Below are 17,498 nucleotides of genomic sequence, written 5' to 3'. Positions count from 1 at the left end.
CTTTTTGACTACTTGAACTCTTCCAATAATTTACCCAATCCGCTCTGGCGTCTCACTGTTTGGCGAATTGCTGTTTTCCATATTTTTTCATCGGCAAATACAGTGAGTTTTTTTTTCGCACGAGTCACGCCCGTGAAAACCAATTCTCGCGACAATACTGGATTTACTTCTGTAGGAAGCACCATGACGGTATGTTCAAATTCAGAACCTTGAGATTTATGAATCGTCATCATAAAAGCGGGCTCATGTGCTGGAATTCGGCTTGTCAGCACTTCTCGATTGCCAAACCATACTTTGCCATTTGCCAAGCACAGTCCAATATCACCGTTATAAAGGCGAACATTATGATCGTTTTCAGTAATCATAATTGGCTTGCCGATATACCAATCTTGTTCATTACGGAACCAAAGCAATTTTTCCTCTCGCAATGCTAACGCGATTTCTTTATTGAGATTTTCAACACCTAAATCGCTATTGCGAAGTGCGGTTAAAAATCTCACAGAATTAAACTGCGCTTGAATAGACTCGGCATAGGAAATGCCTTGTTCATTTTTAGCATTAGGATCAATTTTTTGTTTACGCAAATCGTCCAACATTTTTAAGAAAGTGCGGTAATTTTCCACCGCACTTTTTACCACTTGATTGACCGCATCGCTTCCATTATTTAAGGCATTAAAGTGCAATTCTTGCGGATAATGTTCAAATAACTCAAGGCCATCGTCCGCTTTGCCTTTTTGAATGAATTCAGCCAACTTGCCAATACCTGAATCTTTATCAAAACGGCGACTTTCTGTTAGATGGCATAAGCAATCACGTATTGGATTTGAACAATCAGCACCATTTACTTTGTATCCTGTCGTCGCTTGCAAATATGAGGCTTGTTCATGACTATAAGGTTGATTAACAAATTGAGCCAATTCCCCCAATACAGCCCCCGCCTCAACAGAGGCTAATTGAGCCTGATCGCCTAATAAAATTAATCGAGTTTCGGGCTTTAACGCATTGATAAGTTTTGCCATCATCGGCAAATCAATCATTGATGTTTCATCAACAACTAATACATCTAGCTGCAAAGGGTTATGGCTGTTATATCGTGTATAATCATTAAAGGCATTCACACCCAGTAAACTATGCAAAGTGCTGGCTTTTTGTGGAATCGCATTGAAAAGTGAATCGGATAAATTCATTTTTTCTTGCATAAAACCTAACGCATTTTTAATCGACTCTTCCAAACGAGAGGCGGCTTTGCCAGTCGGCGCAACTAATTTGATATGTAATTTACAATCAAATAATTCTTGTAGAACGAGCAATAAACGCGTAACTGTCGTGGTTTTTCCTGTTCCTGGACCGCCTGTAATAATTGAAAATGGGCTTTTAATCGCTGTTGCCACTGCCACTTTTTGCCAATCTGTTTTTTTCTGTTTTTCAGGGAAATATTTATCCAATTTTTGACGAATTTCATCATAAGAAAAGGCTAAAGTGCGGTGTTTTTTAAAAGTGTTTTTTATATATTGTGCGATACGGTATTCATCTTGCCAAGCGCGATAGAAATACAACGCACCAAATTGAAATGCCATTGGTGCAATTTGACTGACGGGATCTTGCGTAAATGCCATATGCCCGCGCAACGCATTTTGCCAATCTTCCACAGCTAAATAACCTATCTTTTCACGAATTTCAGCCAAGTAATCTTCTTCCGTTGTACGATAAGCCAAGCCAAATAAATTATGTTCTAAATAGCGATCTAATTGGCTGCAAGTATTTCCCTGCGTATAACGCCAACTACAAAGTGCGGCTAATAATATGGCTAAATTTTTGACTGGTTCTGCATAATCCGTATGACATTGTTTATCAGCTATCAACTTAGCAAAATAATAATCACCTTGAGAAAGAATGCCCTGCTCTTTAAGTTTTTGTAATACGGATAACATTAAAACACCCCATTTAATTCTGTGATTAATTCAACGCTTGGGAGATCATAAAATACGCCTGATTGTGGCTCACCATTCATTCCACGTAAGAAAAGATAAAATACCCCGCCGAAATTTCGCGCATAATCGTAATGAGGCACAACGCTTTGTAAATAACGATGTAATGCTAGCGTATAAATTAAATATTGCCAATCATAGTGACTGTGTAACATTTCTTTTTTCAATGCCTCTTGATTGTAATCAGTAAGGGTTGAACCTAAGAAATTAGATTTATAATCAACAAGATAATATTTCCCATTATGGCGGAAAACTAAGTCAATTGAACCTCTCACCATGCCTTGAATTTGCTCAAATTGAAGTGACTCGCTTGGCAAATGATGATGGGCTTTCAACGCGCGATTAAACGCTTCAACATCAAAATGTTCCCGAATAGCCAGATAAAATGGCATTTCTTTAATGCAATCTTTATTTGCCAAATCAGCTAATGCTATTCCTATTTCATTAGAAAGTGGCGTATGTGAAATCTGTTGTAGCCAATTTTGTAGCGGCCCTGTAAAAGTTCCATCTAACTGTAAGGATTGTCTTAATTTGTCAATTTCTTCTGTATTTGCCAAGTCAGAAAAATAGCAATTTTCAAAATGGCGATGCAATGCAGTCCCGACTTGTTTACCTCGTGGCAAATCTAAAATATTTGATTCATTTTCGCTTAAAAGTGCGGTCGAAATTTCAATCGAATTTTGGCTGTCATAATCTTTTGCATCATCAAAAACAGCGTGTTTTTTACCCGCACTTTCAGTGAAATAATTTTGTCGGCGATGATCTTGTTCAATTGAAGTAAAACTGGTTATTCGCCAATCTTGCTCAATATTGCCCGTAAATTTTGCGGCTTTAAGCTCATCATTTTTTGTATTAATTGATAAGGTCGGCAAAGTCTCTAGATTTTGCGTAGTGCAGATTTCCACATTATCTTGCATTTTTTCTTTAAAGGTTTGCAACAATGTTTCGGTATCTTTAGGCGCTGATAACGCTATTTCCTTGCCTATTTCACCTTGGCTTAGTACATAATGTAAGGCATTCCATTTTTTATCAAATTGCGCAGGCAAAGCGAATGCCATTTGATATTTGGCGCGCGTTAAAGCCACATAGAGTAAACGCAACTCTTCAGCAAAAGTTTCTTCATAAAGTGCGTTCAAATTGCGATTTTCTATATCCCATACGGTTTCATCTCGTTCTTTAGAATAATAAACATTCATGTCACCAGCCGTTGGAATTTTGCTTGGTACAGCTAAAAATGGTAGCCAAACTAAATCGTATTCTAAGCCTTTGGATTTATGGATACTCACGATTTTTACCAACTGGCGTTCACTTTCTAAACGAATTTGAGCCTCTTGACGACCTTCACCTTGAATTTGTTTTTCAAACCAACTGAGCAATGCCGCTTCACTTTCGTGTAGCGTGGCAGCTTGTTGTAAAATTTCTGCTAAATGTAGGAAATCAGTTAAATCTCGCTCGCCCGTTGCTTGGCTTAATAAGCGTTCTGAAATGCCTTGTTCCAATAAAATTTGGTGTAGCATGACCAATATTCCTTGGCGTTGCCAAGTTTGTTGGTATTGAGCAAAGCTATCTGCCCAACGTTGCCAGTCTGCCTCATTTTGCTGAATTTGATGAATATCCGCTGCATTTAAGCCAAAAAGTGCGGTCGCAATCGCATTCAAAATTGGACGCTCAGCAACATTTAAACAAGCTTTTAAAATTCTGAGTAACTCCACCGCTACATGGCTATCAAAAACACTACTTTGATCTGAAAGATAAACCGAAGCAATACCAAGTTTTTGTAGCTCTTGAATGACATCAGCAGCTTCGTAACGATTTTTTACAAGAACAGCAATATTTGCCGGTTGCAATGTTTTACAGGTATCTTCATTTTGAAAAACTGCCTGATTTTCAGCCGCACTTTTTAGCCAATGTTGAATAGAAATAGCACATATTTTTGCCATTTCAGTTTTATTCACTTTGTCACTTTCAGTTAGATAAAAACGATAAGCTGGTTCAACTTTACCATTTAAATAAAATCGAAGATGATCATCACGAGAATCAACAGCAGTAAATTTAATATTTTGATAAATAAATGGCGATTGAGGAAAATCGAATAAAGCATTTACGCCATCAACCAAATGCTTCTCTGAACGATAATTTTTAGTGAGTTCAAAGCGAGATTGGGCTTCCTCTGAGGCTTTTAGATAAGTAAAAATATCTGCGCCACGGAAACGATAAATCGCCTGCTTCGGATCGCCAATCATAATAAAACCAGTATTTTTTTCGGGATTATCACGATAAATTTTTGAAAAAATAGCGTACTGTTGTGAATCCGTATCCTGAAACTCATCAATCATCGCAAAAGGATATTGGAAACGAATCATTTCTGCTAATTCATCACCTTGTGCGCCTTGCAGGGCTTCGCAAAACAAACGCAATAAATCATCAAAAGATTTTTCTTGATGATTAAGTTTATAGTCTAAAAGTTTTTGTTGTAAGCCTTGTCGATAATGATAAAGAATAATTCGACGAAGTAAATCTGGGGATATTAAAGCATTTGCACGCTTTTCTAATTCAGTAAAAATCGGGGCAATAAAGGGAGATGCGCCCTCCTCACCTTTTTCACCTAAAGCTGATTGAGTGAAATACGACATCAAGGTTTCATTCAGTAAATAATCACGGGGATCATTTGCCCATACGTTTACTTGCTCAATCCATTTCGCCAAACGTGATGTATTATAGCTTCGACGGCTTAAGGATTTGGGCTCACCTTTTGCATAATCTTTATTCAATTCTTCTGTAATTAATTCAGAAATTTTACCCGCACTTTCTAACCAAAAGCGTTTTAGTGCCTTGATATCTTTAAAATACTCACCAAGATATTGTTGTAAAAATTCTGTAATAGAAATGGATAATGCCTGCTGGTTCTCCAAATCAACAATTAAATTTTTGCCTAAATTCGATTCTAATAGGGATAATACGTAATCTGGTGATCCTAGTTCATTCGCAATAAAATCAGCCATTTCAAAAGGCAATGGATAAAAATGCTCTCGCCAAAATTCATTAGCAAAACGAACCAACAAATCCGATTGATCTTTAATTAATTCTAAATTGAAGTGAATGCCTGAATGGAAAGCATATTGCATCAACATACGGCGACAAAAACCGTGAATGGTATAAATCGCCGCCAAATCCATATTTTGTTCAGCTAACTTTAAGCGATGAATTGCCTCAAAAATGTTCAAATTATCACAAAGTGCGGTAAGAAATTCATCATTTTTAAATGCGGATTTATCTTGGTTTTCTGCAAAGGCAGTGAGTTTATCAATCGCATCTGTTATGCGCTCACGAATTTTTTTCTTAAGTTCTTCTGTCGCCATATCCGTAAATGTTACCACCAGAATTTCTTCCACATTTAACGGACGAGAAAAGTTATTTTCCCCCGCCTTTAATAAAAGTCGGAGATATAAAGAACCAATAGTATAGGTTTTCCCCGTACCAGCAGATGCTTCGATTAAGCTAATTTGATTTAAAGGCAACGTGATGGGATTTAGTGGGATTGTTTCGGCCATAGATTTTAACAGATGAGAACTAATGGCATTATTTTACAAAATTTAAAGTCATAAATGCAAAAAAGGACGCTTTTCAGCGTCCTAATTTAAAAACTATTTCTCTAACTCCCTTAAAGTATCACAAGATTTTTGATGACCATTTTCACAAGCCTTACGGAACCATTCTTTAGCTTCAGAAAGATTACGTTTCACACCTTGTCCATTTCTATACATCACACCCAAATTATTTTGAGCAGCTACATTGCCTTGTTCAGCCAATGGCAGCCAAAGTTTGAAGGCTTTTTGATAATCGCGTTTATTGTAGGATTCAACGGCTTGTTGAAACTGCTGTTCTGGCGTATCTGCCCAAACAGTAGATTGAAAAGAAAAAATTGAAGTAGCTAACAATGCGCTAGTGAGAAATGTTTTTGTCAGTTTCATAACATACCTATTAATTAACCTTAATTGAAATACCAAACTTTTTTTGTTTAGCAAGATGTTTTGTTGTTATCTCTGTAAAGAGATAACAACACCCAGTATACTGGGTGCGAAAAGGTTAAAAATTAAACTTTAAATAACTAACAAAAATGCTTTTTTCTTATTAATATTTAATCATTTAAAATGATAGAAATAGGCTAAAACACACACACTGGTTTTAGGAGGACAATTTAGCGAAATTATCAATTTAGAATTTATAGAAAAAATAGACTTATCTATCACAATAATGAAAAAAGGACGCTTTTCAGCGTCCTAATTCTTTTTATCTAAACTTTAAAAAATTAAAGTGCAGATTTTGCTTTTTCAACTAATGCAGCAAACGCTACTTTGTCGAATACAGCGATATCAGCAAGAATCTTACGGTCGATTTCAACAGATGCTTTTTTCAAGCCGTTGATGAATTTGCTGTAAGATAAACCATTTTGACGCGCTGCAGCGTTGATACGTGCAATCCATAATTGACGGAATTGACGTTTACGTTGACGACGGTCACGATATGCGTATTGACCAGCTTTGATCACCGCTTGGAAAGCAACGCGATACACGCGTGAACGTGCACCATAATAACCTTTAGCAGCCTTAAGAACTTTCTTATGGCGTGCTCTTGCAATAACACCACGTTTTACACGAGCCATTATTTAATCTCCTATGTAATATTTTTCTAAAATGAACTAATCGTACGTTTTGCTTAAATAACGGCTTATGCGTATGGTAAGCAAGCTACTACTAAAACTTGGTCTGCTTTCGCAACCATTGATTTATGACGTAAATGACGTTTACGTTTAGTTGTTTTTTTAGTCAAAATATGACGTAAGTGAGATTGTTTACGCTTGAAACCACCAGAAGCAGTTTTTTTGAAGCGCTTCGCTGCGCCGCGTACTGTTTTGATTTTAGGCATTGTTAAAATAACTCCGCATTTTTCGTTTAAAACAACATAATCAGGCGAACTTAAAAAGTTACTTGGAAGCACTGATCATTTCCATCATAAGGCAAATTAAATTGCCTTTTCAAAAGCAGTTAGGCTGCGTAGTGTGCCCAACATGCAGTTGTCTTTTCATTTAAGTCAAACTTAAACTTAAACAAAAAGATTTGCTGAGAAATCTCAGCAAAATTCTTATTTTTTCTTAGGTGCTAACACCATTACAGCCTGACGGCCTTCTAATTTACCCGGTGCAGATTCAACGACAGAAATTTCAGCTAAATCATTTTTTACGCGCTCTAACACATCAAAACCGATGTCTTGGTGAGCCATTTCACGACCGCGGAAACGCACGGTAATTTTTGCTTTGTCACCGTCTTCTAAGAAACGGATTAAGCTACGTAATTTAACTTGATAGTCACCTTCGTCTGTGCCTGGACGGAATTTAATTTCCTTAACTTGCACAACTTTTTGTTTTTTCTTTTGTTCTTTAGCGGTTTTACTTTTCTCGTAAAGGAATTTACCGTAGTTCATAATGCGACAAACCGGCGGCTCTGCATTTGGGCTAATTTCAACAAGATCAAGCTCTGCTTGCTCTGCCATTTCTAGGGCTTGTTGAATAGAAACAATCCCTGCTTGTTCACCATCTTGGTCAATTAAACGAACTTCTTTTACACGAATCTCTTCATTGATACGGTTTGGGCGATTTACTGCCGGCGCTTTTTTTACGGTTTTAATAATCGTATTCCTTCTATTGGTTAATAGTAAAAATCTTTTCGCTAAAAATAAAAGATTTCAAATTTGTTGCCCGCAAGGAACGAGCAAAATCCCGCGAATTCTATAGTATTCACACCACTTATGCAACAAAATTTAGCCTTTAAGCGAAATTTCTACGCTTAAACTTTCGCCAAATTCAAGCAAGTGATGAATGCGAGCAGTTTCTAAACATAACATCGTTTGATAGCCAGTTTCACTCATTCCACCCATCTTTTTATGCCAAGGATTCCAAAGAACAAATTGGCTTGCATTATGATGATGCAGTGCAATCGTACGATTGAAACTGTTATCTACGATTTGATTCTGCATTTTTTCTGCGGAATAAATGCAATCAACATTTTCAGAAATGTGACGCGGTGACGGAACATTTTCTTGTTGTTGGTTTAAGCTATTAAAACAAGTTTCAGGTAAACCTTGTACTTCCACTTGATTAATATCCCCAATATTGAAATAGGTATGCAATGCTGCTTGCGCAGGTTCTTCGCTATAATGTGTGAAGGTTAAATGACACTTGTCTGTGAACACCATTACAATTTTAGCTTCGATAATATTTAAATCAGAAAATAACTCAAATTCTAACCACACTTTATGCGCTGAAATATCGTAATGACTCAACTGCCATAAACGAATACGAGCTGTGCCGTGTGCAGGTTGTTTTACACCACCAAACCAAGGATAACAAATCGGTACACCACCACGAATAGCATTGCCATTTTCGAATGATTCTACTTCACTTAACCATAATACATCTTGCTTCGCATTTTGCGGTTTCCAACTGATAAGCTGAGCCCCTTGCAAGGAAATTTTTGCCGTTCCAACCGCATGTTTTAAATGAAGAACTGGGATGTTGTTATGTTGAACAAGGTGAAGTTCTGGTGTCAGTGTTTTTAGTAATGTTGTTTTCATGTTTATTCCTGTGGTTTTAAAAGATAAATAAGATTCAGAGATAACAAAGGGCGTACAGATACGCCCTTAATCTACGACTTTGGTTAAATTTCGTCAATAATTCGATAAACCCAATTTTCCAGTGGGTCATTCAGACGTTTCATCTCTGCGTGCATTTCTTCCAACATCTCTTTTTTGATGCTGTTATATTGTGAATCATAGAATAAATTATGCATTTCTTCTGGATCGTTACGGATGTTGTAAAGTTCACAAACATCAGTCGCATTAAATACGAGTTTGTAATCTTTACGACGCCACATACGTTGTTCAAAATACACAAAATGCCCTGCGAGCTGACCAAGCACACCTTTTCTTTGGTTATCTTGGTGTTGGCGCATAATCGGAAGAACACTCTGCCCTTCAAAACTTTCAGGAACTTTTTGATTAGCTAAATCAAAAACTGTCGAGGTTAAGTCGTGAAGATAGACAAAGTTATCATCTTCTTGATTGACTCGGTCTGAATTTGGATCTTTGATAATCATCGGAATGTTGTAGGTGGCATCAAACATAAATTCACCTTTTTCAATCATTCGATGCGCCCCCATTGCATCACCATGATCTGCGGTTGCTACCAAGAAAGTGCGGTCATAAAGGCCGTTTTTTTCTAAGTAATCGAATAATTCACCAATTGCATCATCAATTAAGGTGATATATCCCCAGAATTTTGTGATAACTTCTTTCCAATGATCTTCGCTCGCCTCCCACATTCCCCACATTTTTGAAATTGTGCGGAAATGACCTGGTTTGCCCTCTAACGGTTTAAAGAAACTTTTATCAAGCACCACATCTTCTTTTCGGTACATGGAATAATAAGGTTCTGGCACGATACAAGGCGTGTGAGGCCCCCAGAAGTTTATCCATGCAAAGAACGGCTTGCCTTCATCTAATGATTCTTGAATATATTTTTTCGCTTCATCAATGATGAAATAAGGGATAGTTTGATCTTTTGTGCCTGATAGCAAACCGCAAAGTTCTTGTACCCTTAAATGCGGGTTATCACCAAAGTAGGCTCGGCTTACTTCTGGGATTTCATACCCCTTTTCTTCTAACCATTCTTTATAACGATTGGAATGTGTTGGCGGTTGGTTGAAGACTAAATTTTTATATACTCCACTGCCAGGATAGCCATAACCATCAAAGTTATGGCCTTTAATCCCGTAATCTTCGGGTACGGATTTAGTACCTACGTGCCATTTCCCTACAACATAAGTGTTATAGCCAGCTAGTTTACCGATATTCGGTTTTTCTTGGCTAATTTCACCTGTACCGCCTTTTTCCCCATTCTTAATAATGCCGTGAGACGACGGCATTAATCCGGTAAAAAGTGAAGTGCGTGCAGGACCGCAAACAGACGCTGGAGTGAAGGCGTTATTAAAGCGAACGCCATCTTTTGCCAAACGATCTAAATTCGGGGTTTTCACAATTTGGTGACCATAAGGCCCCAACATATCTTTACGAATTTGATCCAGTAGAATATAAATAATGTTCATTATTTAGCCTCTTTGTCTCGTACAACAAATAACACGATAATTTGTAACACCGCCCATACGCCTAGCACCATTGATGGATTGCCAGATTCTGATGCCATACCAAGTGGTGAAAGGAAAGTGTAAAGCGCAAGTAAACCTAAGATTAAAGATACGCTGGTTACTTTTAAGTATTTCCAGTTAGTTAAATCTACGTTACCTAAGTTTTCTTTGTTTTCAATGTAAGGTTCACGGCGTAAGAATTGACCTAAGATGAGCATTAATACGACATCAAATAAGAATAATCCGCCCATAACATACACAAAGTTGATTTTGACATTAAACACCCAAACGATGCAGAAGTACAAGATAACGTGAGCAAGTAAAGCGATGCGTGCCGCTTTGCCAGATACAGTTTTGTTAAACATACCTACGGCAAATAAAGCAACGATTGGAATATTCACAAATCCTGCGAAACGTTTAGTGATTAAGAAGATACCATCTGTACCAAACATGAGTAACGGAGCGAAAATCATAGTAACAATGGCCATAATGGTAGAAACTTTTTTCGCGTAAGAAATTAATTCTTCTTCTGACCGCACTTTTTTGCTGATAGAAGGCAATAAGTCTTTACAGTAAATGGTTGCTGCTGAATTTAAGAATGAGTTAAAGGTACTTAAAATTGCGCCAAATAATGCAGCAATAAAGAAACCTTGTAACCAAGTTGGCAATACTTTGTTTACTAATAATGGATAAGAGGCATCAATTGGATTTACGCCTTCACCTAAAATATGAAAACTCAATAAACCAGGAAGGTTTAAAATGATCGGTAAAGTTAATAAGAATAATGCCGCGATCAAAATACCTTTTTGACCTGATTGTAAATCTTTCGCACCTAAGCAACGTTGTACGATAGCTTGGTTAGTTGTCCAATAGAAAAAGTGGACAACCATAATACCTGTGAAAATCGTTGGCCAAGGTGTGGCATCGGTTTCGCTACCAATCGCATTCCATTTTTCAATGTGCGTTGTTGTGATTGTGTGTAAACCTTCAGAGAAACTACCATCGCCTAAATACATCAAGGCAAAGAATGGTACAAGCAATGCGCCAATGACTAAAATCACCGCATTGATCGTGTCTGATACCGCCACTGCTTTCAAACCACCAAAAATTGCGTAAATAGCCCCAACAACGCCAATCGCAATGACCGTGTAAGTTATAGCTGCCCCATAGCTTAAGCCAAATGCGGTTTCTAAGTTGAAGATTTTATTGAAGGCGATTGCACCAGTATAAAGTGCGGTTGGAATTACGATGAAAAGATAAAACACCAAGAATAATGTTGACATAATCAAGCGTGTTTGACGGTCAAAACGGCTTTCAAAAAACTCTGGCACTGTTGTGTAACCGTTACGCAAATATTTCGGCAACATATAAAGTGCCAAGAAACAAAGCGGAATAACCGTTGGAACTGTCCATGCGATAATGGAAAAGTTTCCTTTATAAGAGACCGCATTTACGCCGATCAGTTGTTCTGTTGAGAGTGAAGTTAATACCATTGAGCATCCTATCACTAACCCACCTAAACCACGGCCAGCTAAGAAATACCCTTTGGATGTACTTAAATCATCCCCTTTTGTTTTTAACCAAGAAATATAAGCAACCACACCAGTTACAATGAGGAAGCTGAGTATCGTCATGAGCATATGTTGTCCTCCCTATATCGATCAACATAGCGTAAAGATAATATAACGCTCTCTAAAGGGTTATGATAATTGTCATATTAAGATTGTGAGGTGGATCACAGAAATAATAATTGAAGATAAATTCAATGGTTTTTATTTTCTGGCAGTTGAAAAAACAATAAAAATGCGATCAAAAAACCATAAAAATTTTGACCGCACTTTGATTAGAATCCTATTCGTCTTGTCGTTGCAGAAAACGCTGGTTTCACTTCACATTCTCCTTGTAATGCGCTCAACCAATCCTGTACTTTCTGAAAAGGCGAAAATTGGTGACGACGAGCCACTGCAACAAAATCTCCAGGCGTCAGCAAATTAAGCGATTCAATCTGACTTAAATCCTCTTTCGATAACAACGGCAACCCTAAAATTTCAGCCTGCTGTTTAGCAAAATCTAAACGTTGTTTGAGCGTTAAATAATCAAACTTCAATTTTAAATCAAAACGGCGTAAGGCTGCTGGATCAAGCACCTCAATTAAATTTGTTGATACCACCATCAAGCCTTCAAAGCGTTCAATTTGTGTCAACATTTCATTCACTTGAGAACGCTCCCAACTTCGATTGGTGCCTTCTCGAGAAAATAAGAATGTATCCACTTCATCTAGCACTAATAATGCATTATCAGCTTTCGCTTGCTCAAAAGCTTGTGCGATATTCCGTTCTGTCCCGCCCACATAAGGATTAAGCAGATCAGAGCCTTGTCTTAGCAATAGCTGCATGTCCAACTGTTCCGCAAGCCACGCAGCCCAAGCAGTTTTTCCTGTTCCTGGCGGGCCATAGCAACAAATCCGTCCTTTTTTCGACTGTTTTAACCCTTCACTAATACGATGAATATTGTCATTACAAGCCACATAATCCAAGTTGTAGTCGGCTTTGCCTAAAACAAGCGGTTCAATTTTCGGTTTATTTTGCGATTTTAACGTTTGATTAAACATCATGAGCAAAGTCTCAGCAAAATTTGATGTATTGAGTTCCTTTGCCACCTGAATTGTGCGGCTTAAAATCGCAGGTGTTAATGACCGCACTTTAGCAAAATGTTGTACATAAGCCGGACTTAATTTTCCCTCAGTCAGTTGCGTAATCAGTGCTGACTTATTTTTCAATGGCAAATCTGGCATTTCTAAAATTAAATCAAAGCGACGTAAAAAAGCAGGATCTATGCCAGAAACTGAATTCGATAACCATATCATCGGCACGTTATTGTTTTCCAATAACTGATTCATCCAAGCTTTATTTTTCTGCGCTACTGAACGTTCAAAAAAACCGGCACGAAAAACATCTTCTATTTCATCAAAAATCAATAACGAAGATTGCCCTTCTAACACCTTTTGCGCAAAACGACATTTATTCAAACGATCTTCAGCGCTAATCACATCCCCATCTTCATCCATGTAGGTAATATTATTTACCGAAACGCTCAACACTTTCCCCAACAAAGTGGCCAACTCCGTTTTGCCTGTACCTGGCGCACCATAAATTAAAATATTCGCCCCCTTTCTATGAGTCGCAAATGAGGACTGAAGATAATCCAGCATCATTGTTTTCATCTCATTTAAATAAGCAAAATCTTCTAAACTCAAACTAGGCTCAATAGCTGGTTTTGTACAAACTTTTAATAACACCTGTTCATTTAATGGTTCTGAGATGAATTCATCAAAATCTAACATTTTTCCCCAATCCAAATAGTCATGGAACCTATCTGGATTATAGTTTCGTTCAAGCAAGCTATAACCTAATAGTTTTCCCTTATCTTTTAAGGCTGAAATAATGTCTGATTTTGGCAAACCAAATAAATTTGATAATAACTCACTTACCCCTATTAAATTAGATTTTGGTAATGCCTCGCTCAATTTTTTCAACGGCTCATCTAAGCGTAACTGAACCGATAAACGGAAAAGCGTCTGCTCAGTAGTATTCAATGATAATAATTGGGTCAGCGTATCAATATTTTGTTGAATAATTGGATTCTCGTTTACGCAAAGAGCGGTCAATTTTGGCAACGTTTTATTTCGTGCTTGTAATAATTTTTTTACTTTCGAACGGAAATCATCGCAACGCTCCATTTCACTCGGTAAACCTAAAGCCGCTGCAATATTGTCATAGTGCCAAACATTTTCATTAAAAACCTCTGAGAATCCTTGATATTCTAATAAAAGTTGCAACATTAATTTTTCGGTATAAGGGGAAACTGATGGTGGGTTAAGTTTGAATTTAGACATAATCATTACTCCAATAAAAAATGCTCAAACCTAATAGGTTTGAGCATAGTTTAAAAAGTAGAGCGACAGATTGTGTCGTTAGGAATCAGCTTTGGATAAAGGTTGATTTAGAATTTCGAGCATTTTTTCTCCATGTCCTTTTATCTCGTTTTCTTCCCATTTATCATAACTCATCATTATGGCTTGTTTTAAGCTATCGTATTCATTATTAGTATAGTGTTTCTTTTTCTCTTCTGGAGAAGAATTACCTAAGCTAGAATTTTTACTTTGAGAAAGTAGATACAAATTACCAAAATCATTTAATCCTGACTCTAATTCATCTCCAACACTAGGATGTTGTGGATAATGATGCTCTACTGAACTTCTAAATGTAAATCTAAATTTTTTCCAAATAGCCTCTTTATTTTTAATAGTTAACCATTTGTCATTTTCTGACAAAATTTCTACTTTTTGTTCTTGTTCTTGTTCTTGTTCGTGGAAAAATTTCCATAACTGATAATCTAATCGATTAAATACAAAATTAGGAACAGATACACCATAACCCCACTTTTCATCAGAAGAAAAACAAATTTCTTCTTTATCTAAAATAATATTTGTAATATCTTTTTCTTGGCAATTATTACCAAAATAGAATTTATCACAAAGTTCTTCTAAAAATTTAATATAATCACTTTGTTCAATATTATCTCTATTATCAAATAACCAACGTAACACAGCGTATAACCAGTTTTTATAAATACGAGATGGGTTAGAAACATGGAACATTGAAAGTAACATCACGGCTTTTTTTGTAGGATCTGCATCATTAAGTGCTTCATCATCATTTTTATCTAAATTATTGTCGACAGACACATTTTTATAACTACCAAATGCATTTTTATAGTAGTAATAACCTGATTCTCCTTTAACTACTTTCCATAACGACCAGTTTTCATAATCAGTTCGAATCATATTAGATTTAATCACATATAAATCAAATAAATAACGACAAACCAATAATGTATAAATAAATATTCTAACTTTTTTAGGCTTTCCTTCAAACTTACCTTCAAATGATTTTAATAGTAACTTTTCATCTAATGAAACATTGCATGGATCATTTTTTGTAGAATATTTATACTTATCAAACATTTCTAAATAAATTCGTAAAACATGCATTAAGAAATTAGGAAAATCAATTACTGAAGTAAATTCACCATCATATTTATCCTGTGATTGTTCTTCATTTTTTTCTATTTTTACCTCAGCCTTAATAAGTTTTACGATACTATTTTCAGATTCTTCAGAATTTTCAGAATTTTCAGAATTTTCAGAATTTTCATTCAAAATAGTCTTAAAAAATCCACGTACTTTTCTCCAATCACCATCTAAAATGACTTCTTTTAATTCAGAATCAACCCCCATCACAACATAACGACTCATATCTGAGCATGCATCCCAGATTTTTGCAAATAATGATTGCTCAATAGGTGTTGGCAACACTTTCATCAAACGAGCTTTTAGAATTTCATGCTTTTCAAGCTGTTCTCCGCGGGTATTCATAATTTCGAAATAATGGTTTAAATCTGTGCCTTCTGGCACTTCAGTTCGGATAATTTCAACTTTATCCAAAAGGAATTTTACAATTTCATCTTTATTATTCCCCCATCCATCAATTACTTTCTTAATTGTTTTTAATGCTTGTGAAAAATTACTTGGTAATTTTTCAGAATTAAGATTAGATAATGCTTGTTCAGATTCATCTCGATGTTCAAAACAAACATTTCTAAAAACTAATTTGTCAAGATGATGCATTATTAACGTAAGTGTTGTTAGTCTTTGCTGGCCATCAATCACTTCAAAATCATCATTTTCTCGGCGATAGACAACTAAGCTTCCAATATAATAATTTTTATCTTGTTCTTTATTTTTTTCACAAGCATTTTTTATATCTTGAAGTAATGAACTAATTTCATCATCACCCCAAGCATAATTACGTTGGTAGATTGGAATAATATAGTTACATTTATTATCATTATCAAATAAATCAGACACGGTTAATGTTTTTACATATTTTATATTATTAGTCATCTTATACTCCAAAAACTTCTCTTATTTTACCATCTATATTTCCATTTACATTTGGAAAAGCTACTGTATCTTCACTTAACGGGAGTCTTGAAGGGTATTTTAATACTTGAGATGGTGTTAAAGAACGCTCTATATGGGAAAGTAATCCGCTTTTTGAGCAAGCTTCATCTTCTACTGTTTTAAATGGGATACGTTGATGTTTAAAACGAATCAGGTAAACCCATAAAAATGCTTTACTTATAAATTCATCTAAATATACTTCACCAAACTTATCAAAATAGAATAATACGGTACATTCGAATAAATTTTTCAAATATTTATCCCCTACTCGATAGCAATAATCTTGATTATTGAGAAAAGTATTTACGCCTTTTTCTATATCTTTACCGTTGATTTTTTTCACTTTATCAACAAGCCCACTTCCTTCTTTAAATAATTTTTCATAACTTTCAGAATAATACTGAATATAATCAAAAAATTGCTCACCATTTATTAACGTTTGTATCGTTTGAAAACTTGTTTTCACAAATCTTGGGTGATACAACATAGGGTTTTGTTGAGCTAATTTCTCTACAGCCTTTGTTGCAAATAGTGGGCTAAGATAAGGATAGTTAGTACTTTCTGATACGCCTTTAAATGTCTCAAGTTCATCCGATGTAAAAAACTCTCCGCTTTCTTGATAGTGCCATCGGCGTAATCTAAAAAGAATATAGTTGATAATTTTATCTAAATTATTAATTTCTTGAGAAAGTGCAGATTTCTCCCAACGTTCAACACAATGATGGATAATCTCTTTTGGTTTATCTTTCATTTCTCGTAAATGATAAGCTTTCAGCAAATCATAAGATTCTAAAGGTTTCCCTCTTGAGTTTTGTGAGTCAAAAAATTGGAAGGCTTCGTCTAAATCATCTAATTCAACATAAACCATCTCACAAATTTCTAAAATATAGTTTTTAAATTCTTCCTTATGGGAAATAGAATAATTTTTAATAAAATTATAATTATTAATTATATTATTCTTACTAATACTATGTGTTAAAGGTTGGTTCAATAGGTTATTTTCACTACTCAAACTATGAAGCAATAATGAAAGCGTAATTAAACGTTGTTGGCCATCAACAATATCGAAATTTTTTCCGTCTTTATGTATTACAACTGTCCCGATACGATAAACTTGTTCCTGATTACGAAAATGGGTAAGTAAATCATCAAGTAATTGTTGAACGTGTTTTATTGTCCATTTGTATGGTCTTTGATAGTCTGGAATTCTCAAATTTAATTTTAATATATCATTAATCTTAAGTATTTTTGCTTTTTCTTCACTCATAATAATTTTGGTTCCTTAGA

General features: G+C 35.7%; 12 protein-coding genes. All 12 read right to left on the bottom strand.

Translation table 11 applies throughout. The annotated features are described in order from the left end of the window. Positions 1-8 precede the first annotated feature (8 nt). Positions 9-1,931, bottom strand: coding sequence for an exodeoxyribonuclease V subunit alpha (recD, locus tag A8M50_RS04845; protein WP_005644876.1), 1,923 nt, complete (start codon positions 1,929-1,931; stop codon positions 9-11). Beyond that, complete coding sequence (gene recB / locus A8M50_RS04840) at positions 1,931-5,539, bottom strand: exodeoxyribonuclease V subunit beta (RefSeq protein ID WP_005637822.1); 3,609 nt, start codon at positions 5,537-5,539, stop codon at positions 1,931-1,933. Before recB ends, recD begins: the two co-directional genes overlap by 1 nt. Before the next feature lie 93 nt (positions 5,540-5,632). Next, positions 5,633-5,959, bottom strand: coding sequence for a tetratricopeptide repeat protein (locus tag A8M50_RS04835; RefSeq protein WP_005637823.1), 327 nt, complete (start codon positions 5,957-5,959; stop codon positions 5,633-5,635). Between the two features lie 338 nt (positions 5,960-6,297). Then, complete coding sequence (rplT, locus tag A8M50_RS04830; RefSeq protein ID WP_005596075.1) at positions 6,298-6,651, bottom strand: 50S ribosomal protein L20; 354 nt, start codon at positions 6,649-6,651, stop codon at positions 6,298-6,300. 65 nt (positions 6,652-6,716) lie between these two features. Continuing rightward, positions 6,717-6,914: a 50S ribosomal protein L35 gene (gene rpmI, locus A8M50_RS04825; RefSeq protein ID WP_005596065.1), complete on the bottom strand. Its 198-nt coding sequence runs from the start codon at positions 6,912-6,914 to the stop codon at positions 6,717-6,719. Between the two features lie 216 nt (positions 6,915-7,130). Further along, positions 7,131-7,628, bottom strand: a complete 498-nt coding sequence (gene infC, locus A8M50_RS04820; protein ID WP_428844780.1) for a translation initiation factor IF-3 — start codon at positions 7,626-7,628, stop codon at positions 7,131-7,133. Positions 7,629-7,805: 177 nt separating this feature from the next. Then, positions 7,806-8,618 carry a D-hexose-6-phosphate mutarotase gene (locus A8M50_RS04815; protein WP_005637824.1) on the bottom strand — a complete coding sequence of 271 codons (813 nt, stop codon included), beginning with the start codon at positions 8,616-8,618 and terminating at the stop codon, positions 7,806-7,808. Between the two features lie 83 nt (positions 8,619-8,701). Then, positions 8,702-10,147: a sulfatase family protein gene (locus A8M50_RS04810; RefSeq protein ID WP_005637825.1), complete on the bottom strand. Its 1,446-nt coding sequence runs from the start codon at positions 10,145-10,147 to the stop codon at positions 8,702-8,704. After that, positions 10,147-11,826 (bottom strand): solute:sodium symporter family transporter, encoded by a 1,680-nt coding sequence (locus A8M50_RS04805; protein WP_005644906.1) that lies wholly within the window; start codon positions 11,824-11,826, stop codon positions 10,147-10,149. The genes A8M50_RS04810 and A8M50_RS04805 overlap by 1 nt, the downstream gene beginning before the upstream one ends. A gap of 203 nt (positions 11,827-12,029) precedes the next feature. Continuing rightward, on the bottom strand, positions 12,030-14,081 hold the full coding sequence (locus tag A8M50_RS04800) for an AAA family ATPase (RefSeq protein WP_005644765.1): 2,052 nt from the start codon (positions 14,079-14,081) through the stop codon (positions 12,030-12,032). A 78-nt stretch (positions 14,082-14,159) separates the two neighbouring features. After that, the gene (locus A8M50_RS04795) at positions 14,160-16,151 is read right to left on the bottom strand and encodes a DUF262 domain-containing protein (RefSeq protein WP_005644660.1); all 1,992 of its coding nucleotides are present in this window, start codon (positions 16,149-16,151) and stop codon (positions 14,160-14,162) included. Position 16,152: 1 nt separating this feature from the next. Further along, positions 16,153-17,478 carry a DUF262 domain-containing protein gene (locus A8M50_RS04790; protein ID WP_005644869.1) on the bottom strand — a complete coding sequence of 442 codons (1,326 nt, stop codon included), beginning with the start codon at positions 17,476-17,478 and terminating at the stop codon, positions 16,153-16,155. Positions 17,479-17,498: the final 20 nt, after the last annotated feature.

Origin of the sequence: Haemophilus haemolyticus, from assembly GCF_001679045.1 — a bacterium.
Lineage (GTDB): Bacteria > Pseudomonadota > Gammaproteobacteria > Enterobacterales > Pasteurellaceae > Haemophilus > Haemophilus haemolyticus.
This window is presented reverse-complemented; position numbering and strand designations above follow the sequence as displayed.

Bases quoted from the DNA above. Each gene is read 5' to 3' on its own strand.
- A8M50_RS04795 (WP_005644660.1), bottom strand. From the start codon at position 16,151: ATGACTAATAATATAAAATATGTAAAAACATTAACCGTGTCTGATTTA.
- rplT (WP_005596075.1), bottom strand. From the start codon at position 6,651: ATGGCTCGTGTAAAACGTGGTGTTATTGCAAGAGCACGCCATAAGAAA.
- A8M50_RS04815 (WP_005637824.1), bottom strand. From the start codon at position 8,618: ATGAAAACAACATTACTAAAAACACTGACACCAGAACTTCACCTTGTT.
- A8M50_RS04805 (WP_005644906.1), bottom strand. From the start codon at position 11,826: ATGCTCATGACGATACTCAGCTTCCTCATTGTAACTGGTGTGGTTGCT.
- recB (WP_005637822.1), bottom strand. From the start codon at position 5,539: ATGGCCGAAACAATCCCACTAAATCCCATCACGTTGCCTTTAAATCAA.
- rpmI (WP_005596065.1), bottom strand. From the start codon at position 6,914: ATGCCTAAAATCAAAACAGTACGCGGCGCAGCGAAGCGCTTCAAAAAA.
- A8M50_RS04800 (WP_005644765.1), bottom strand. From the start codon at position 14,081: ATGTCTAAATTCAAACTTAACCCACCATCAGTTTCCCCTTATACCGAA.
- A8M50_RS04790 (WP_005644869.1), bottom strand. From the start codon at position 17,478: ATGAGTGAAGAAAAAGCAAAAATACTTAAGATTAATGATATATTAAAA.
- A8M50_RS04835 (WP_005637823.1), bottom strand. From the start codon at position 5,959: ATGAAACTGACAAAAACATTTCTCACTAGCGCATTGTTAGCTACTTCA.
- recD (WP_005644876.1), bottom strand. From the start codon at position 1,931: ATGTTATCCGTATTACAAAAACTTAAAGAGCAGGGCATTCTTTCTCAA.
- A8M50_RS04810 (WP_005637825.1), bottom strand. From the start codon at position 10,147: ATGAACATTATTTATATTCTACTGGATCAAATTCGTAAAGATATGTTG.